The sequence below is a fragment of the Paraburkholderia sp. GAS333 genome (genome assembly GCF_050435665.1).
Classification (GTDB): Bacteria; Pseudomonadota; Gammaproteobacteria; order Burkholderiales; family Burkholderiaceae; genus Paraburkholderia; species Paraburkholderia fungorum_A.
This window is the reverse complement of sequence record NZ_JBNDKS010000008.1, coordinates 42,282-61,629: the sequence shown is the minus strand read 5'-3', so window position 1 is coordinate 61,629 and position 19,348 is coordinate 42,282. Positions and strand designations below refer to the sequence as shown.

Sequence of the window (19,348 nt, the reverse complement as noted above, 5' to 3'; positions counted from 1 at the left end):
GCTAAAGCCGATGATGAACCTTCACCGCAAGTTGCTTGCGCTCACCGTATTTTCGCTGAGCGCGATCGGGTTATCGTCCGTTGCAGCCGAGCCCGTCGAGAAATTCGACTTCGGTCCCCAGCAAACCGGCCGCATTCGCGCGGAAAAAGACCCGCTCGCTGTCAACGCCATCAGGAAGAATTTCAGGTTTGCGAAAGAGGGCTTTCTGACAGTGGCGATCGCACCCTATGGGCCGCCCATTGCCAGCTATGCCACCGACGCGAAAACCGTGGTGGGCTCCGACGCCGACTACGCTCAATTGATTGCCGACGAACTCGGTCTCAAACTGAACATCGTGCCGATAGCCTGGGCGGATTGGCCGTTGGGGTTGACGTCGGGGAAATACGACGCGGTTATCTCCAATGTCGGCGTCACTGAACAGCGCAAGCAGAGGTTCGATTTTACGACTTACCGGCTGGGTCTTCACGGGTTCTACGTGAAAACATCCAGTCCGATCAAGGAAATCAAAGAGCCCAAAGATATTGCGGGCCTGCGCGTGATTACGGGATCGGGAACGATTCAGGAGAAGATCGTTCTGGAGTGGAGCAAGGAAGACGTCGCGCATGGATTGAAGCCCGTGCAAATCCAGTACTTCGACGACGACGCTGCTGCGCGCATTGCGCTATTGTCCGGCCATGCCGATGTTCACTTCGATCCCAACGCGCCGCTCGCATTCGAAGCGGCGCGGACCGGGCAAATCCGTTTGGTGGGGACCGTCAATGCGGGATGGCCGCTCAAAGCGGATGTCGCCATCGCGACGAGAAAGGACAGCGGCCTCGCCGACGCATTGACCATTGCCACCAACGACCTCATTAAAGACGGTAAGTATGCACAGGCGCTGGCACGTTGGGGTCTGCAAAGAGAAGCCGTCAGTCAGTCGGAAACGAATCCACCCGGACTGCCGACATTCTGATTGCTGCGACGTGTGAATTCGAAGCCGTCTGCCGATAGGCGCTAGAAGCTGCATGCATCGAGTTTCGTTTTGCCCGTATGATTTTTTCGGATCGGCCATCGGCCGGTCGACATCAACCTGCGAGTGCCATTTATGAGCCGCGATATTCTCTTTCTGCTGGAACCAGGCTTTACCGATCCCGCTCATCCCGGTGAGCGATTTATCTGCCCGCACGGCGCGCCGATTGAAGGATTGCTCGCGAGCGATCCCGCGCGTAACGACAGACTCGACATTCACCGGGTAGCGTTTTTGCGTCCGCGTGCCGACGTTATCGAAGCACTCGACGACGCGCATCAGGGACTGCCGGTTCTGATTCTCGGCGACGAGCATCCTGCACCGGACGATGCGCAAAAACTGGGGGACAAGTATTTTGTCACCGACAGTGCGCGCATTCTTGCACTACTCGCAGAGCGGCACGGATTTCCCAAAGTCCATTGAGGTAAGCGGCGTTCTTCAGATCCGGCCTTAGAAACCGGATCGATCAGTTTGCCGAACCGAAAACCGACCGGTAATACGGGTTCGAATCATCGGCACCTAACACCGTGCGGATTTCCTGCGCCCACGCATTACGGTCGCCGCGATACGCGTCAAGCCCCGCGCGGTAGAACGCATGCAACGTGTCCCGTTCATGGCGCAACGCGGACGTGAACGCGGTGTCCGCGTTCAAGAGCGGCGGCTCCATCTGCAAGGCGAGAAGTCGCGCGAGGGTCGAAGGAAACTCGGCGGGATTCACCCACGGCGCGTATTCGATTCGCGGATCATCGTCGGTGACGGGGCGGGCGTCGGCGGCGTAGTAGGCGAGCGCCGGACGGTCCGCGATCCACGTCGACAAAAGTGCTTCAGGCGAAGCAATGCCGACTTCGTTCAGCGCGCGGGCCACCTCGGGTTGCGCAAACCGCGCGCGGATGCGCGGCACGTCGAGCGTCAACGGTTGTAGCGAGCCGACCAGCATCATTTCGTGGAACTCCGTGGTCCATAGCGCCGCATACGGAAACACCTGCAGGAAGCTCTGAATCAGCGAGCGCGTCTCCTGTTCATTTTGCGTCGCGAGTGGCAGCCATTGCGCGACGATTCCGCGCTGATCCAAGCGCGTTGCAGCGAGCCGGTAGAAGTCGGTCGAGTACAGATTCACGACGCCCGCTGCCGATGGCGGCGGCGGCTCCAGCGTCACGAGATCGTAGCGATCGGTGCGCGAAAGCAACTCACGCCGCCCGTCTGCGATACGGATGTCGGCACGCGGATCGGCGCTCACATTCAGATTGCCTGCGAAAGCCGGCGAAGCACGCACGACCGCAGGCAGCAGTTCCGCGATCACGCGCTTCTGGAGATCCGGCCACGCGAGCAGCGCGCCGCCGGTAATTCCGGTGCCCAGTCCGATGACGAGCGCGGAGTGCGGCGTGCCGTCGTGGACGATCAGCGGCAGCAGTGCCTGCAGACGCATGTATCGCAGCGAAGTCATCGCGTCGCCGGAATTCGAAACGCCTTGAATATAGAGGCGCCGGAAGCGTTGCGCTGCGGGACCCTGTTCGAGTACCGCGACCGTTCCGCCCGTGCTTTCCTCGTAATAGACGAGATCGCCGCGATGCGCATCGGCGAGCAGGAGGCCGAGCCGGTTCGACGGCACGGCGACGACGGCCACGACCGCCAGCGCGGCAATGCAGACGCCTGCGGCCACGGCGGCTTTCTGCACGATCTGCGCGCTCAATGTCGCCGACAAACCGATCAGACTCGCCGCGATCGCCAGCACGCCGATCGACCGGATCAGCCCGAGCGACGGTATCAGCACGAAGCCCGCGAACAATGTTCCGGCGATACCGCCTACGGTATTCATCGCGACGAGCCGTCCCACATGGGTTGCCAATGCGGGCGCCGGTTTTTGCCGGTCGCCGCCGGTCATCATTGCGAGCGCCAACGGAAACGCCGCGCCGAGCAGAAGCGTCGGCACGAGCACGATCGCGCACGCGGCGACCGCGAAGCCCGCGCACATCGAAGCGAGCAGGTTGCCGGTCAGGCTCAGAACGAAGTCGGCGGTGTGGCGCTGCGCGAGCATCAGCGAGTCGCCTGCGCACGCGAGGCCCGCGAACGCCGTGAGTCCGGCGAGTGCGATCAGCACGCCGAACACGCTGGACGGATCGCGCACACGACTCACATAACGCGCCGCGACAGCACTGCCGAGCGCCAGCCCCAGCAGGTAAGTCGCGAGCACGATGGAAAATGCGAAGCTGCGCGTGCTGATGAACTGCCCGATCGCCTGCGACCAGATCACTTCATAGCCGAGCGCGATGCCGCCCGCGACGGCATACAGCGCGATGGCGACGCGCGCGCGTCCAATGTCGGCGAGGGTGCGCGCAGCGGGTTCATCACGCGCGACGGACGGCACCGATGCCGTCGACGATGCATAAGCGCGACGCGCCAGCCATATCGCGCCGAGCGCCGCAAGCGCGTTGAGACCCGCTGCGGTATATGCGCTGGCCTTAACGCCGACGAGCGGGATCAGCAGGAACGCGGGAAGCAGCGCGCCGATGATCGCGCCAGCCGTGTTGGCCGCGTAGAGTCGTCCACCTGCGCCGCCGAGTTCCCGCTGCGATGGTCCGAGGGCGCGCAACAGCACAGGCAGGGTTCCGCCCATCGCAATCGCGGGCACGCCGACCAGCGCGAAGGGCAACAGCCACGCGAATGCGCCGACACTGTTCTGCAATCTGGCGAACACCCATGCCGAATGCCCCAGCGCGTGAGTCGCGCCGATTCCGAGCACCAGCACGCCGAATTCGAGCGCCGCGTAAAGCAGCAGTGGACGCGCGCTCCGGTCCGCGAGCCTGCCGAAGATCCACCCGCCGAGTGCGAGGCCCGCAAAGAACGCGCTGATGCCGGTGGTGACCGCTTGTACTTCGATGCCCACCACGAGCGTCAGCAGCCGCACCCACAGCACCTGATAGATCAACGCCGCGCTGCCGGATGCGAACAGCAGTAGCGCGGGCCATGCGAGCTTTAGTGCGGGCGCGGGCAGCGCTTCGCTGTGTGCCCGCGCGCCGCGCCTGCTCGTGCTTCGTTCAGCCTTGATAGCAGCGCCGAGGTCGATCATCGTGTGAATCGCGCTCCCTGATTATTTGCCTGGGGTTTCCATGCTCTTCGTCAGCGCCTCGGTCATCTGGTCGATGCTGAAGCTTGCGGGACGCTGGCTCGGCGGATACTGCTTGAACGTCGCGAGGAACGGCCCGACCTTGGATACCGCATAGGACGCAAGGTAAGCGTTCTTCGCGGTCCAGTCATAGTACTGATCGGACACGATATCGGCGCGTTCGTACGGGTCCATACGGAGATTGAATATCTTCGGCACGCGCAGGCAGGTGAACGGATTCGCCCAGACCTGCATGCCGCCAGGCTCCCGCTGCTCGCAGAAAACGAACTTCCAGTCGTCGCTGCGCATGGCGACGAGGACGCCGTCGTCGTTGAAGTAATAGAACTCGTGACGCGGCCCCTGCTTCGCTTGCCCCGTCAGATAGGGCAGAAAGTTGTAGCCATCCAGATGATTCTTGAAATTCTTGCCGCTTATCGATACACCCTTGAGCAGGCGATCTGAGATGTTGGTGTCCCCGGCGGCGGCCAGCAGCGTGGGAAACCAGTCGAGTCCCGACATCATTTGCCGCGATACGCTTGCCGGCTTGATGTGCCCCGGCCACCGGATCATCGCGGGCACGCGGAAAGCGCCTTCCCAATTGGTGTCTTTCTCGCTGCGGAACGGGGTTGTTGCAGCGTCGGGCCATGAGAATTGATTCGGCCCGTTATCGGTCGTATAGATGACAATCGTGTTGTCATTGAGCTTGAGGTCGTCCAGGGCCTTCAACAGTTTGCCCACGTCGCCATCATGCTCGATCATGCCGTCCGCGTATTCGTTGCCGGGCATCCCGCTCTGTCCCTGCATCGAAGGGCGCACGTGCGTGAAAAGGTGCATGCGCGTGGTATTCATCCACACGAAGAACGGCTTGTTGGCTTTCGCCTGTCTCTGGATGAAATCGATCGCGGCTTGCGTGGTTTCGTCGTCGATCGTCTCCATGCGCTTGGTGTTGAGCGGACCGGTGTCCTGGATCTTGCCATCGGCGAACGAGTGAATGACGCCGCGCGGCGCATTGGCTTTTACCCACGCCTTGTCGTCTTTCGGATAGTAGGGGCGTTCAGGCTCTTCCTCGGCATTCAGATGGTAGAGATTGCCGAAGAACTCGTCGAAGCCATGAGCGGTAGGCAGATACTCGTTGCGGTCGCCCAAATGATTCTTGCCGAACTGGCCTGTCGCATAGCCGAGTGGCTTCAACGCCTGGGCGATCGTGATATTTGACGCCTGGAGGCCCACTGTCGCCCCAGGCAAACCCACCTTCGACAAGCCCGTTCGTAACGGCACTTCGCCCGTAATAAACGTGGAGCGTCCTGCCGTGCAGCTATTTTCAGCGTAGTAATCGGTGAAAATCATCCCTTCATTGGCGATGCGATCGATGTTCGGCGTCTCGTAACCCACCACGCCCTTGCTATACGCGCTGATGTTGGTTTGCCCGATGTCGTCGCCGAAGATCACGAGAATGTTCGGTTTTCCGGATGCCTTGGCGTTGTTCTGCGACGCGGCAGCGGGTGCAGGCGCGGCCGGCTTCGCGGGGGCGGCGGGTTTGGCGGGCGTCTGGGCCGTGGAAACTACCGGCGGAACGATCAGCACGCAGACCGCCGCGATCGCAACGAGGGCTCCCGTGATGTAGCGGACGCGTCGAAGTTTGGCTGTGGTCATCGTTGTTCTCCCGGGGAGTGTGCCCGATGTGAACGGTTGCCCGTTCGTGCGAGCGCACGTCGTCTCTCATCGACATGGGTTCGCCGGATCAATCGTGTTGCGTCGTTTGCGTGAGCCGTGTGTGGTTCTGAAACCGGATCTGTTTGCGGCCTTGAATAACCGTCGTCGTCGTGAAAAGCGCGATCTGCATTGACTCAAAGCGAGCCGTCAGCGCGCGGCGGTTGTGACTGCGTTGCCGTGTGTCTTGTCCCAGATGTCCTTGTCCATCACAAGCCGGAAGCCGAGATGCGACATGCTGTTGTAGGGATCGGTGCCACGCCGTGCGCTCGGGCGATAGCTGAGGCAATAAGCCTCGTTGCAGAGGAACGAGCCGCCGCGCGTGACGCGCTTGGGCGCTTCGACCGGCACGCCGGGATCGGCGGGGTCCCACGAACTGACGGGTCCGATCGGCTCGTTCACCACGCCGTCGGTCGCCGCCTCGCGCCGGAACTGATCCGCGCGATACCAGTCCGCCACCCATTGCCACGCGTTACCGGTCATATCGGAGAGACCATACGCATTCGCCGGAAAGCTGCCGACCGGACTCGTGCCCGCCGCGCCGCCCGCCTTTGCATTGACGACCGGAAACGGCTGCGCTTCCTGGCCCTGCCAGACGTTGGCCATCTGCTTGCCGTCCGGGGCGAACTGATTGCCCCACGCGTAGGTTGCCTGGTCGAGTCCGCCGCGCGCGGCGAATTCCCATTCGGCTTCGGTCGGCAAGCGCTTGCCCACCCACTTCGCGTAAGCCTCGGCATCTTCGTAGGACACCTGCACGACAGGGTGATCGTCCTTGCCGTCGATATTGCTTGCCGGACCCAGCGGATGCCGCCAGTTTGCGCCCGGCACGAAGCGCCACCAGCGCGAATAGTCCTGCAGCGACACCTGTTCCTTCGTGCCGACAAACACCATCGCGCCGGCCTGAAGCGCACTGTCGGGCGGCCGTGGCGTGCCTGGCGGCAACTGCACTTCGAGCGTCTTCCAGTCGGGCTTTTTCTCGGCCGTAGTGACGTAGCTGGTGGCCTCGACGAACTTGCGGAATTCTGCGTTGGTCACGTGATGCTCGTCCATCCAGAACCCATGCACGCGGACCTCGTGAGCGGGTCGCTCGTTGGGCTGCGCGAGCTTGCTGTCGCTGCCCATCATGAAGTCGCCGCCGGGCACCCACGCCATGCCGGCGGGCCCTTTTGTGCCGTCACCGAGTACGGGGTGAATCGGCTGCGCGGCGCGTTCGCTCATGGCGCGGCTTACCGCGTAGCCCACGAGCGCCGGACAAAGCAGAAGCAGAACGGCCCACAGCCCAATGCGTTGAATGCGCGAACCGAGCCCGTTGCGCCGTGCACGCGACGACGCGTCAGACGCAGGGACGTCCGCACGCGATCGCGCCGGTTGCCGCTTCCTCGATTTCTCCGTCAATTCCGCCCCCTCGATAGAGCCGAAATGAGAACGCATCTTTGTGCAACCTATCCACAAATATACGAACTCCCCAGCGAATGCAATCATTTTTTCTTGAGCGAAAACTGCCCGAAAATCGCATGACGTACCGCTTCTTTTCGTCGATAAAGGAGTTTCCACGATGCTTTGACGAAAGCGCTTTACTCCAGTAACTTGTGCTTCACATTCGGCCGTGGCGGCACCCGGCGGGCAGGGTAGAAGCGAATCATCGAGCGAACCATCGACAGAGAGCGAGCCATGCGCGACACCATTCTTCGTTTCGAAGCGAGTATCGGGGAAGCGGTCATCGGTCAGGAGGCGGTCGTGCGGCAAATCCTGATCGCGTTGCTCGCCGACGGTCACGTGTTGCTCGAAAGTCTGCCGGGTCTCGCGAAAACGCGAACCGTGAAGGCCATCGCCGCGCGCCTCGCCGTGACGATGAAGCGCATCCAGTTCACGCCTGACCTGCTGCCGTCCGACATCACCGGCGGCGAGACGCTGCTGCAATCGGGCAGCGAACGCACGCTGCGATTTCAGCCGGGTCCGATCTTCGGCAACCTGATTCTCGCGGACGAAATCAACCGCGCGCCGGCGAAGGTGCAGTCCGCGCTGCTCGAAGCGATGGAGGAACGGCAAATCTCCGTAGCGGGCGAAACTCACCTGATGCCTGGCTTATTCCTCGTAATGGCGACGCAGAATCCCATCGAGCAGGAGGGCACGTATCCACTGCCCGAGGCGCAGATGGACCGGTTCCTTCTCAAGGTATTGATCGGTTATCCGTCGCCGCAAAACGAGGCTGACATGCTGCGCCTGTTGCGGCGCGAGAGCGAAGGCACGGTCACGCAATTCGACACGCTGTCGCAGGAAACGGTGATCGCCGCGCGCGATCAGGCACGGCGCGTTGCGGTGGCGCCCGCTATCGACGAATACATCGTGTCGCTCGTCAACGCGACACGCCACGGCGCCACGCTCGACGCGGATCTCGGCAAGTGGATCGAAGTGGGCGCGAGCCCGCGCGGCGCGATTGGACTGGATCGCGCGAGCCGTGTGCATGCGTGGCTCGACGCGCGCGATTTCGTCACGCCCGACGACGTGCGCGCGGTGATTCATCCGGTGCTGCGGCATCGTTTGCTGCTGTCTTACGACGCGAACGCGGACCATGTAAGCGCCGACCAGGTGATCGACCGGCTGGTGGAGAAGGTCGCGGTGCCCGCGTAGCACGGAGGCCATGATGCCGGGCGTGGAAGGATCGATTGGCAGCGTGTATGTCGATGCCGCGCATCTCGTGCAGCTGGAATGGCGCGCGCGCGGCTTGAGCTTCGTCGCGCCCGCGCCGGTATCGAGCATTCTGTCGGGACGGCAGGCATCGCGTATGCGCGGGCGCGGCCTGAACTTCGAGGAACTGCGCGGCTATCTTCCCGGCGACGATATCCGTCATCTCGACTGGCGCGTCAGTTTGCGAACCGGCAAGCCGCACGTACGTGTCTATACAGAAGAACGCGACCGGCCGCTGCTCGTCGTCGTCGATCAGCGCATGAGCATGTTCTTTGGATCGAGCCGCGCGTTCAAGTCGGTGGTCGCCGCCGAAGCTGCCGCGCTCGCGGTATGGATGGGGTTTGCCGCAGGCGACCGGGTCGGCGGCGTGGTTTTCGGCGACGATGACATCGTGCGCGTGCGGCCATTGCGTAGCCGCAGCCGCATCGATATGCTGTTCAACGCCATCGCGCGAATGAACACGTCGCTCGCTGCCGAGAGTCCCGCGCGCACCAACTATCTGCAACTGAACGCCGCGCTCGAAGGCGTGTTGCAGATCGCGAGTCACGATTTCCTGGTCTGCATCATCAGCGATTTCGCGGGCGCGAACGAGCGCACGCGCGGGCTTTTGCGTCAGCTATCCGCGCACAACGACGTGGTCGCGACGCTGGTCTACGACCCTTTGTGGCAGCGGATGCCCGAACATCGCGCGCTGGTCGTCAGCGAGGGGCGCTTGCAGGTCGAACTACGCATTGAACACGAACGCGTGCGCGCGCCGCTCGCGAGTCTTTTCAGCGGACGTGCCGCCGAGATTGCTGAATTGCTACGCGCGAGCGGCGTTCCGTTGATGGCGCTCTCGTCAGCGGAGCCTGTGGTCGATCAGGTGCGCCGGTTGTTCGGCGAGCGGCCGCGTCATGTACCGGGGAGCGGGATATGAGCGGGTCGCCGTTAAGCACCCTGGTGCCGCGCGATACGCCCGCCGCGTTGCAGCCGCTGCGCGAATTGCCGTTGCCCGACACGGTATCTTACGCGCCGCAGACCATCGGCTGGCTGTTCGTCGCGGTGTTGGTGATCGCGGTGCTCGCCGCGTTCGCATGGCGCGCGTGGCGTCGTTACGAGCGCGCACGCTACAGGCGTGAAGCGTTGGCGGAGCTTGCGCGCATCGAAGCGAATCTGAATGACGACACCACGCGTGTGGCCGCACTCGCCGGGATCGGTCCGCTCATCAAACGTACGGCGCTTGCCGCCGCGCCGCGCGCGCAGGTGGCGTCGCTGAGCGGCGCGGCGTGGCTCGATTACCTGCGCCAGCACGGCCCGTTCGACGACGAAAGCGGCGCGCTCCTCTACACCGCGAGCTATGCATCGGCCGCGCGCGTGGCGACGATTTCGCCCCAACAGGCGCAGCGTCTTGCGCAAACGGCGCGCGGCTGGATCGAAAGTCATCATGTGGAAATTTGAATTCCCGTGGATGTTCGTGCTGCTGCCGCTGCCCGCGCTGGTGTGGTGGCTCGCGCCCGCGTATCGCACGACGGCGTCGGCGGTGCGCATGCCGTTCTTTCAGGAAATGGCCGACGTGACGGGCGAACGGCCCGCGCCAGGCGGCGTGCGTCTGCGCAGCAACTGGCTGCAACGTCTGCTGATGCCGTTTCTATGGGTGTTGCTATTGATCGCGGCGGCGCGTCCGGTGTTCGTCGAAGCGCCCGTCACGCGCGACCTGCCCGCGCGCGACCTGCTGCTCGCCATCGACCTGTCGCAATCGATGAGCGAGCGTGATTTTGTCGACGGAACGACCGGCGAGCACATGGACCGGCTCACCGCGGTGAAACATGTCGTCGCGGATTTCATCGCGCGGCGCAAAGGCGACCGCATCGGCCTCGTGGTGTTCGGCGACGGCGCGTATCCCCAGGCGCCACTGACGCTCGATCACGACAGCGTGCTCACCTTGCTCGACGCGATGCGGATCGGCATGGCGGGTCCGCGTACGGCGATTGGCGACGCAATCGGCCTCGCGGTCAGGCTGATGGAGAACACGCCCGCGCAGGAGAAAGTGCTGATCCTGCTGACCGACGGCAACGACACCGCGAGCGCGATTCCCCCCGAGCAGGCGGCGCGGATTGCGAAACGGCACGGTATCGTCGTACATACGATCGGCATTGGTGATCCGCAAACCGAAGGCGAAGACAAGGTCGATCTCGACGCGCTTGCCCGCATTGCGCAGATCACGGGCGGCAGTGCGTTTCATGCGCTAGGCCGCGAAGAGGACCTCGCAGCGGTCTATTCCACGATCGACAGAATGACGCCGGAGAAGATCAAACGCGAGGTGTACCGGCCGCAGCGCGAGTTTTATTGGGTGCCGCTCGCGCTCGCTGTGTCGCTGCTCACGCTCTATCACGTGCTGGCGTATCTGATTGCGTGGCTGCGCGCGCCGCGTCGCGTGCTGGTCGAACGGAAGGAGGCGTGAGATGACGATCGATCTCACTGCATTCCATTTTTTGCGACCGCTCTGGCTGTTGCTGCTGATCCCGGCTGTGCTGCTGCCGTTCGCGTGGTTGCGGCGAAACGATGTGCGCGCGCGATGGCGCGCCATCATCGCGCCGCCTCTGCTCGAACATCTGATTGTCGGCGAGAAAGCGCAGCGCGGCGTGCGGCCCGTGCATACGCTCGCCGCGCTGATCGCGCTCGGCGCGGTTGCGGCTGCCGGGCCGACGTGGCAGGAGGAGCGGCCTCCGTTCGATCAGGACAAGGCGCCGCTGGTCGTTGTGTTGGAACTCGCGCGGTCGATGGATGCAAGTGATGTCGCGCCGAGCCGCATCGAACGCGCGAAGCAGAAGGTGCTCGATCTCGCTGCCGCGCGCAAGGGCGCGCGCACCGGGCTGGTGGTGTTCGCGTCGAGTGCGCATCTCGTAGTGCCGCCGACTGAAGATCCCGCGATGCTTGAGCTATACGTCCCCGCGCTCGCGCCCGAGTTGATGCCTCGCGACGGCAGGAATGCGGCAGCCGGCCTCGCGATTGCCGAGCAGATGCTGCAAAAGGAACAGGCGGCGGGAACCATTGTGTTCGTGAGCGACGGCTTCGACGAGAGCGGCACCGACGCATTTTTGCGCATCGCCAAGCAGACGAAACACCAGTTGTTATGGCTCGCTGTGGGGACCGAAAACGGCGGCCCGGTTCGCGACGCGAAAGGCGACATTGCCACCGACGACGCGGGCCATCCCATCATGGGCGCGTTCGACGCGGCGGCGATCCGCAGAATCACGCAGGCCGCGTCGATTCCTTTGGCGAGCGTGCGCGCCGACGATGACGACATCGAATGGGTGCAGCGCCGCGCGCAGGTCTACCTCGAAGCAGCGCAGGAATCGAAGATCGTGCCGCGCTGGAAAGAGTCGGGTTACTGGCTCGTGCTGCCGATACTCCTGATCGCGCTATATAGCTTCCGGCGTGGCTGGACGGTGAAGTGGCTGCCAATTTTATTGATGACGTCGGCGGCGCTGTTCGCGCCCAGGCATGCGCAAGCGGCATCGTTTGAATGGCTTGATCTTTTCGCGACTCACGATCAGCAAGGGCGATGGAATTTTGATCACGGCAACTATGCGCGGGCTGCGGCGCGATTCGACGACCCGATGTGGAAAGGGCGGGCGCAATATCTCGCGGGAGATTACGCCGGTGCGCTCGAAACATTTTCGCGAATCGATTCCGCGCAGGCAGACTTTTACATCGGCAATTCGCTGGCGCATATGAAGGACTACGCTGGCGCGCTGAAAGCCTACGACAGCGCGATTGCGAAACGCGCCGGGTTCGCGGAAGCCCTCGCGAACCGTGACCTGGTGGCGAAACTCAGCAAGGACAAGCCGGACGAAGGCGACGAATCCACCACGGTGAAGCCCGACAAGATCGATCTGCAGAAAAAGAAGGGCAAGGAGGGCAAGCCCATGCTCGTGCAGCAGCAGGCGCCTTCGGAGGACACGTGGATGCGCAATCTCAACACGTCGCCTGCAACGTTCATGCAGCGGCGTTTCGCGCAGGAGGCGCAAGGCGCACCATGATCTCGCGCTTCGTTGCGATCCTGTTCGCGTGCATGCTCATGTCCACCGCCGCGCATGCCGATGACGCGCCGCGCACGATGCTGCGCGCGCATCTGGAACCGGCGGGACCGGTGGTCGCGGGCAGCGCGGTGAAGCTCGTCGTCGATACTCTCACGACGACGTATTTCTCCGAAGCACCCGACTGGCCGCTGTTCGATCTGCACGACGCATTTGTCACGCTGCCCGACGACAGCGGCCAGAACCTGAACGAGACGATCGACGGCGTGCGCTGGTTCGGCGTGAGCCGCGAGTATCAGATCGTGCCGCGCGCGGCGGGCACGTTCGAGGTGCCGTCGTTCAGGATCACGCTGCATCCGGGCGGTTCCGATACGCCGGTCACGTTGGAGACGCCGACCCTTAGCTTCTCGGCGACGCTGCCGCCTGGTGCCGAGAATATGGCGACGTTCTTTCCCGCACCGAAACTGACGGCGACCCAGGTTGTCGAGCCGAAGGACGGGCGGCTCGAAGTTGGCGGCACGATCACTCGCATCATCACCCAGCGCGCGGAAGCGACCGCGCCGATGCTGATTCCACCGCTTGCGTTCGGCGACGTCGACGGTTTGCGCCGCTATGCGAAAGCGCCTGCCACGCGTGTTATTTCCGATGGTCGGGGTGGCCTCATTGCCGGCGAGCGTGTCGACACAGTGACTTATGTCGTGAACCGGCGCGGACACTACACATTGCCGCCCATCGATATCGAATGGTGGAGCACGGCGACGAAACAGCGTGAGATGGTTCATCTGCCCGCCGTCACATTCACAGCGCGGGCCGCACAGGAAAAACCGCTATGGGCGATTCCCGCCGATGCGCTCGCGGGTGCAGCCCGACATACGGTGATTTTCCTGAGTGCGCGCGATCTCGTGCTGGCGGGCGTCGTACTTGCGTGCATCGTCGCTGTGGTGGCGTTTTATTCGCGCATGCGCGGCTGGGTCGAGCTACTCTCGCGATGGTGGTCTGCGCGGCGCAAGCGGCGCGCGCAAGGCGAGTTTGCCGCGTGGCGGGGGTTGCGTACGGCGGTGGAATCCGGCGCGATGCAGCGTATCGTGCCCGCTCTCTATCGATGGATCGATGCCAGTCCGCGCTTTGCGCGTCCGGCACGTGTCGCCATGATCGACGATCCGCAACTCAAGCCGCTCGCCGATGCCGTGCAGCAGCACTACACGCAACGCACCACGAACACGCCGCACGTGCGGCTCGATTTTCGCCGGATACGGCCACGCGCACGCAAACAGAAGCGCGACGCTCTTCCGCCGTTGAACGAGAGGTGACACCGCTGCGCGACACGCGATTTGGTGCGACGCACATCGCAAAAGGTAGCGCATTGGCGACGCGGGTTCTGACGGACCGCTGCCCGCAGGCCGCAGCGTCGTGAACGAGGTCAATCCTTGCTGCGCCAACCGCGCGACAGGTGCCGTCAGCGCGACGATCCGCGCGAAACGTCGAGCGGCCCGAAAAAGATGGCCTTCAGCGTCCCGCGCCCCATCACCCGAGACAATTCGGCGATGACGCAATACATGAGTATGAGTGTGACGAGCAGTATCTGGATTGCCCAGAAGCGCGGCCAGTTTATTTCGGTTACCAGTACGTGATTCGCAGCGAGCAGAGTCGGCGCGTCCTTCCAGGCGTCGTACAGCCGCTCCAGATAGTGGACGACGAGCGCGACCATCGCGTACATCAAGGTTTTCCACGCGACGTTCCAGATCAGCGGCTTGTCGGGAAAGCGGTTGATGAACGGCAGCATATCCGCGACGAGGACCGATTTGCCGAGTATCAGCGAGGCGATCAGAACCGAGCCCGAGGTTCCGATCGAAATGCCGGTGCCCTTGATCATCAGCGCGCGAATGAGCGTGACGATATGGAGAATGAAGAAAAAGAACAGGGTGGGCGGGATGGCCTTCATCACTTCATGCTTGATCCTGCCGGGCAGCGTGCTCACGATGAAATCCTCCCGCTTCACCTGCGGCTAATGCGGCGATGACGCCCACTCAAACGCAGTTGCAGGACGTCATTGGCGGGCCGCCGCGTTCGCAAGCCTATCGCTGCCGGCAAGGGCGGCCCGGAAACCTGATAACCGGGCTACCTGTCGGTGTCAGTACGGCGCGCGCACCACGACGTATTGCGCGCCCTGTGGCTGATACCAGGTGCTGCCGCACTGCTGGTAGATCAACCCGCCGTAGTTCACGGGTACGCAATTTGCGGGCACCGTGCGCACCATCGATCCGATAACCGCCGAAGTGACGGCCACCGTCGCCGTGACGGCAGCCGCCGTCGCGATCGGGTGATAGTCGTCGTCCCAGCCGCCGTGGTGGTAGTAGTCGTCGTGATGATCGCCGCCGCCGTGATGGTCGTCGCCGTGATTATTGCCGTTCGCATTCACGTTGACATTGCGGTTGACGTTCACGTTGTTCACGCTGGTGTTGCGGACGTTGTTGGTACGCGGGTCGGCGTGGACATTGTTGATCTGTCCGCCGCCGTGAGGGCCGCCGCCACCACCGTGAGGGCCGCCGCCGCCGTGAAATCCACCACCGCCGCCTCCGCCCCCACCACCGTGAAATCCTCCACCTCCGCCGCCACCGCCGCCTCGTTGCATGTGACCGCCGCCACCGCCAAATGCGAGCGCATCGGTCAGCGGCGCCGCGCCGAGGGTCGCACCAACGGTCACCAGAATCGGAAGCAGGGTTCGATTTCGCCAAAGTACGGTCTTCATGGCCTACTCCCGTTTTCCGTCAACCGGAACAACCTCGATCTTCTTCGCGCCCGCCGGGGGCCGGAACGTGAACTCGGAGTCCTTGAAAGTGGGCGAGGTCGTCCAGTCGATGATCGAGACCGACTGCGGACGCGCATCGTCATCCCGTCGCGTGATCACCAGCTTGCGCGGCAAAGGCTTGTCGCCGGTCGTGATCCAGATCTGCCAGTCGATATCCTTCTGGCGGAACGCGTAGTGGTCGGTCAGGTCCGGGCCGATGTAGTCCTGGCCCGCGAACATCGCGGATTCGAACTGGTCAACCGGCGCATCGGGCGTGCCCCAGACGAACAGGTCGGCAAGCGGAAATTCGATACCGTACCGTTCGTGCAGGCGCGCGACGAGCGCCGAGATATTGCCGTCGAAGGCGACCGTCGAGTAATACTTCTGCTGCGGCACATAGAGCGATACGGTTTTGCCGTCGTAGAAGATCTCGCGCTCGCTTCTCGCGCTTCGCATCACGGTGCGAACCCGGTGCGGGCGGTCCACGTCGAGTTGCGCGACAGCAGTGTGCTGGAGTTTCTGGCCGTCTTCGAGAACGCGCTCACCAGTCAGGTCGAGCGTGACACTGAACCGCTTGAGCGACTGGAGATGCGTGCCCATTTTCTGGAGCGCCTGAATGGCGGCAGGATCTACCGGATTCGCGGGCGCGCTGGCGGCGACGGGGGCCGACGCCGTTTGCGCCTCGATGTGAGGCGCGAGCATCGTTCCGGCCACCGTCAGAATGGCAAAAACGCTTCGCTTCATTGTGCTCTCCCAATTCGTGAGAGAAACGCCTGGTGAATCTGAAGGCGTGTCGGCGGCGAGCATTTTCGCGGTATCCGCGGTGCACTCGCGCAGTCTAATGTAGTGTTCATCTGCGTGAAATGAAAGAACGAAATTCAATATTGCCCGAAGGGGAAGCGGGCTTGCCGCAAGTACCTATGGCTCGCTATGGTCTTCTGTGGGAAAACGCTTAACGGCGAACGGGTGCCTTCACATCACCGCGATCCGCCTCGACCGGGCACCCACCATGTCAGACACTGCCTCACTATCCGGAGGGAACACGATGGCATCTGAAACCGGTTTTACGGCGCTGACGAGGCCTGCGCTGTTGCAGCAGATCTCACGCTGTCTCGGCGGAATCGTTTTCTGCGCAGGCGTGCTGCTGAGCGGCTGCGCCAGCCATCAAACGCCGGGGGTGACATCGCAACCGGCGCAATCGGCCGGGCAACTGGCCGCGGCGTTGCCGTCATGGCAGGACGGCGCCGCGCGCACGGCCATCGTCAAGTTCATCGCCGATGTGACGCGCGAAGGTTCTTCCACTTATGTGCCGCCCGAAGCGCGCATTGCGGTGTTCGATAACGACGGCACGTTGTGGAGCGAGCAGCCTGTGCCGTTCCAGTTGTCGTTCATGATCGAACGATTGAAAGCGGCTGCGCCGCAGCATCCGGAATGGACGCGCAATCCGGCGTATAAGGCGCTTCTCGCGAACGACACGGCAGCGCTTGCGAAGAACAGCAAGGCGCTTCTGCAGATGCTGGCTGTGGCTAACAGCGGCATGACGACCGACGAATATGACCGCTCGATTCGCGCGTGGCTCGCCAGCGCGAAGCATCCGGTGCTCAATCGTCCGTATACCGAACTCGTGTATCAGCCGCAGCTCGAATTGCTCCGTCTGCTGCGAGCCAACGGCTTTCGCGTGTGGATCGTGTCCGGCGGCACGGCCGAATTCATGCGCGTGTGGGCGAAAGAGGCTTATGGAGTGCCGCCGGAACAGGTAGTAGGCAGCGAAGAGAAGCTGAAGTATGAAGTGCGCGACGGCAGGCCGGTGCTGATTCGCCAGCCTGGTTTTGATTTTATCGACGATGGTCCGGGCAAACCCGTCGGTATTTTTCGCTCGATCGGCAAGCGCCCGATTCTCGCTTTCGGCAATTCCGACGGCGACCGGGAAATGCTCGAGTATGTTGCAAGCGGTCCTGGCGAAACGCTTGCGTTGCTGTTGCATCACGACGATGCCGATCGGGAATTCGCTTACGACCGGCAGTCGTCAATGGCGCGGCTCGATAAAGCGTGGGACGAAGCCAAACGCGAAGGATGGATCGTCGTCAGCATGAAGCAGGACTGGACTATCGTGTATCCGCCCAAGGCCGGCGCAATGCAATGACCGGTTGCCAATCCGGTCGATCACGGGTTCTCGAGCAGAGCCCGTGCGAACCGCCGGTACAACCAGCACGCGCATGTCGCGCCGACGACCATGCCTACAGAGGAGAATAGCGACACGACAATCGCAATGGGATAGAGCGATGTCGATCTATCACCCGTGCTGGACCACGCGCGAAGAACAGCGAACAGGGCGATCAAAAAGACTTCGAGCGGCGCCAGTGTCAGCATGTGTGAAACGACGATTCGCCAGAAATGCCCGCGTGTATCGCGCCATGATGCACGCCAGCGAATGGCGCGTCCGATCCCGACATGACAGAACAACAAGCTGAAGCGAATTGCGATGAAGGTGACGACGCATATCGCAATCACGCTCCATACGAACAGTTGCAATCCCGTTTTGCCCAGATAGCCATTGAAAGAGTGGGTCACAGAAAACCCGACGGCGACTATCAGAGCGCCGACGACAATACTGCCGAAGCCGATTGCAAGACACAAACCGAAGTAGCGCCAGAATTGCTTTCCGAACACGGAGCGAGGATGGGATTCCTGCTCCCCGAGCATGACGTACCGCACAACCTGAATGGGCAGCGCAATCATGACCGCGAACCTGACGGGTATGAAAATCCATTGCAATAAATTCGATGCAATAGCTGATGACGAGAGGCCGTGCAAACCGCCTGATTCGATGGAAATAGCATTATCGGCAAGCAATATTGCAAATGCAGCGGCTACGGTAAAAGGCCTGCGGCGGACAAAACCTGTGGCATCCACCCACGCTTGCCGGACACATTCCCAAAAGGCCATTGCTCCCATGGCTCCCCCGTTCTCTGTTGTTTGAGGTCTGCTGCGCGGTCGTTGTCGGCCGCTTGTCCGATTTGTATTCCGACTGTCAGCTTAGCGGCGACGCAGCGAATTCCACGATATCACGGCTTGTGTCGTTCTCTCCGCGCTGCACCGTCACGCGAGAAAGTGCGATGTAACCGGTCACGCAATATTCACAAAAGCGAATTTAGTGGTTACAATGGCGCCCCGTTGCTTAGGTGACGGGACTGGCAGACGCCCCGGCTTGAAGGGGTAGTGCCGAAAGGTGTATGGGTTCTTATCCAGACATCCTTTGTTGAAGAAAGATGCCGACGTGGTGAAATTGGTAGACACGCTATCTTGAGGGGGTAGTGGCGAAAGCTGTGCGAGTTCGAGTCTCGCCGTCGGCACCAGATGTATGAGTTTGTGAAGCAGGACCCAAGCGGACTATTCCGCACGCTATAACCCTGTAGGCGCCGGTAACCGGTTGTTCGACAGCGGCCGCATGACCCTCCAGTTGCAAAAGTCCGGAACAAATATTGTCGGATCGACTTTCGGTTCGCCGACGACAATCGCTCGCTCTCGCTCCTTTGGTAACTTCAAAAACGACGCCGTCCCTTGGCTCGCCTCTGCAAACATTCCATTTCTGCGATTGACGCTCCGGACATCGCATACGGCTAGCAAGTCGCACACTCGTGGCAGTCCCTTTTTATCACTGCATACGCTTCCCGTTCGTTGCCAAAGGCAGCGTCCGGCGCGGAACAGAAATTGCGACAAAAGATCGCAGGCAGCGAGAGAAGCAAAACGACTATCCAAAGGAGTTCGACATGCCGACTCTATCCAAGGGCGACAAGGTGCAATGGCAAACCTCACAGGGACGCACCGAAGGCACGATCACGCGCAAAGTGAGCGGCACAGCAAAAGCCGGCGGCCACGTTGCGAAGGCGTCCCCTGACAATCCTCAGTACGAGGTGGAAAGCTCGAAAAGCGGCAAGACGGCCATTCATAAGGCCGATGCTTTGAAGAAGGTCCGCTGATAAAGAGCGCGGTGAGAGCGGGGTGCCTCGCCGCCTGTTTAGTACATGGAGGCG

The 19,348-nt window shown here is 62.2% G+C and carries 17 protein-coding genes and 1 tRNA gene; 11 read left to right on the top strand and 7 right to left on the bottom strand.

The features are described from left to right. The first annotated feature begins 13 nt into the window (after positions 1 to 13). Both ABH945_RS31075 and ABH945_RS31070 read left to right on the top strand, forming a co-directional pair. Positions 14 to 952, top strand: a complete 939-nt coding sequence (locus ABH945_RS31075) for an ABC transporter substrate-binding protein (protein ID WP_429253277.1) — start codon at positions 14 to 16, stop codon at positions 950 to 952. A 132-nt stretch (positions 953 to 1,084) separates the two neighbouring features. Then, the gene (locus ABH945_RS31070; protein WP_429253213.1) at positions 1,085 to 1,429 is read left to right on the top strand and encodes a DUF3088 domain-containing protein; all 345 of its coding nucleotides are present in this window, start codon (positions 1,085 to 1,087) and stop codon (positions 1,427 to 1,429) included. A 43-nt stretch (positions 1,430 to 1,472) separates the two neighbouring features. On the opposite strand, the gene ABH945_RS31065 is transcribed toward ABH945_RS31070, so the two are convergent. From ABH945_RS31065 to ABH945_RS31055, 3 genes are all read right to left on the bottom strand, one after another. Continuing rightward, positions 1,473 to 4,073, bottom strand: a complete 2,601-nt coding sequence (locus ABH945_RS31065) for a fused MFS/spermidine synthase (RefSeq protein WP_429253212.1) — start codon at positions 4,071 to 4,073, stop codon at positions 1,473 to 1,475. Between the two features lie 21 nt (positions 4,074 to 4,094). After that, positions 4,095 to 5,762 carry an arylsulfatase gene (locus ABH945_RS31060; RefSeq protein ID WP_429253211.1) on the bottom strand — a complete coding sequence of 556 codons (1,668 nt, stop codon included), beginning with the start codon at positions 5,760 to 5,762 and terminating at the stop codon, positions 4,095 to 4,097. Positions 5,763 to 5,969: 207 nt separating this feature from the next. Continuing rightward, positions 5,970 to 7,037, bottom strand: a complete 1,068-nt coding sequence (locus tag ABH945_RS31055) for a formylglycine-generating enzyme family protein (RefSeq protein WP_429253210.1) — start codon at positions 7,035 to 7,037, stop codon at positions 5,970 to 5,972. A gap of 453 nt (positions 7,038 to 7,490) precedes the next feature. On the opposite strand from ABH945_RS31055, the gene ABH945_RS31050 reads away from it, so the two are divergent. From ABH945_RS31050 to ABH945_RS31025, 6 genes are read left to right on the top strand one after another with little or no spacing between them, the layout of a single operon-like run. After that, a complete protein-coding gene (locus ABH945_RS31050) occupies positions 7,491 to 8,450 on the top strand; it encodes an AAA family ATPase (RefSeq protein ID WP_429253209.1) in 960 nt (319 codons plus the stop codon). 10 nt (positions 8,451 to 8,460) lie between these two features. Next, a complete protein-coding gene (locus tag ABH945_RS31045) occupies positions 8,461 to 9,423 on the top strand; it encodes a DUF58 domain-containing protein (protein ID WP_429253208.1) in 963 nt (320 codons plus the stop codon). Beyond that, on the top strand, positions 9,420 to 9,944 hold the full coding sequence (locus tag ABH945_RS31040) for a DUF4381 domain-containing protein (protein WP_429253207.1): 525 nt from the start codon (positions 9,420 to 9,422) through the stop codon (positions 9,942 to 9,944). The genes ABH945_RS31045 and ABH945_RS31040 overlap by 4 nt, the downstream gene beginning before the upstream one ends. Then, positions 9,931 to 10,947: a vWA domain-containing protein gene (locus tag ABH945_RS31035; protein ID WP_429253206.1), complete on the top strand. Its 1,017-nt coding sequence runs from the start codon at positions 9,931 to 9,933 to the stop codon at positions 10,945 to 10,947. Before ABH945_RS31040 ends, ABH945_RS31035 begins: the two co-directional genes overlap by 14 nt. Before the next feature lies 1 nt (position 10,948). Then, positions 10,949 to 12,529: a vWA domain-containing protein gene (locus tag ABH945_RS31030; protein WP_429253205.1), complete on the top strand. Its 1,581-nt coding sequence runs from the start codon at positions 10,949 to 10,951 to the stop codon at positions 12,527 to 12,529. Continuing rightward, a complete protein-coding gene (locus tag ABH945_RS31025) occupies positions 12,526 to 13,836 on the top strand; it encodes a hypothetical protein (protein ID WP_429253204.1) in 1,311 nt (436 codons plus the stop codon). The genes ABH945_RS31030 and ABH945_RS31025 overlap by 4 nt, the downstream gene beginning before the upstream one ends. A 146-nt stretch (positions 13,837 to 13,982) precedes the next feature. Here the strand turns inward: ABH945_RS31025 and ABH945_RS31020 are convergent, their stop codons facing one another. The 3 genes from ABH945_RS31020 to ABH945_RS31010 form a co-directional block, all read right to left on the bottom strand. Next, positions 13,983 to 14,504, bottom strand: coding sequence for a hypothetical protein (locus ABH945_RS31020; protein ID WP_074773291.1), 522 nt, complete (start codon positions 14,502 to 14,504; stop codon positions 13,983 to 13,985). Positions 14,505 to 14,657: 153 nt separating this feature from the next. Further along, positions 14,658 to 15,158: a hypothetical protein gene (locus tag ABH945_RS31015; RefSeq protein WP_429253276.1), complete on the bottom strand. Its 501-nt coding sequence runs from the start codon at positions 15,156 to 15,158 to the stop codon at positions 14,658 to 14,660. A gap of 120 nt (positions 15,159 to 15,278) precedes the next feature. Beyond that, entirely contained in the window at positions 15,279 to 16,058 is a 780-nt protein-coding gene (locus tag ABH945_RS31010) for a DUF2092 domain-containing protein (RefSeq protein WP_074771790.1), read from the bottom strand. A gap of 301 nt (positions 16,059 to 16,359) precedes the next feature. On the opposite strand from ABH945_RS31010, the gene ABH945_RS31005 reads away from it, so the two are divergent. Continuing rightward, positions 16,360 to 17,457 carry an HAD family hydrolase gene (locus ABH945_RS31005; RefSeq protein ID WP_429253203.1) on the top strand — a complete coding sequence of 366 codons (1,098 nt, stop codon included), beginning with the start codon at positions 16,360 to 16,362 and terminating at the stop codon, positions 17,455 to 17,457. A 20-nt stretch (positions 17,458 to 17,477) separates the two neighbouring features. Here the strand turns inward: ABH945_RS31005 and ABH945_RS31000 are convergent, their stop codons facing one another. Continuing rightward, positions 17,478 to 18,269: a hypothetical protein gene (locus ABH945_RS31000; protein WP_429253202.1), complete on the bottom strand. Its 792-nt coding sequence runs from the start codon at positions 18,267 to 18,269 to the stop codon at positions 17,478 to 17,480. A 316-nt stretch (positions 18,270 to 18,585) separates the two neighbouring features. On the opposite strand from ABH945_RS31000, the gene ABH945_RS30995 reads away from it, so the two are divergent. Beyond that, positions 18,586 to 18,670, top strand: a tRNA-Leu gene (locus tag ABH945_RS30995). 414 nt (positions 18,671 to 19,084) lie between these two features. After that, positions 19,085 to 19,294 carry a DUF2945 domain-containing protein gene (locus tag ABH945_RS30990; RefSeq protein ID WP_429253201.1) on the top strand — a complete coding sequence of 70 codons (210 nt, stop codon included), beginning with the start codon at positions 19,085 to 19,087 and terminating at the stop codon, positions 19,292 to 19,294. The last annotated feature ends 54 nt before the right edge of the window (positions 19,295 to 19,348 follow it).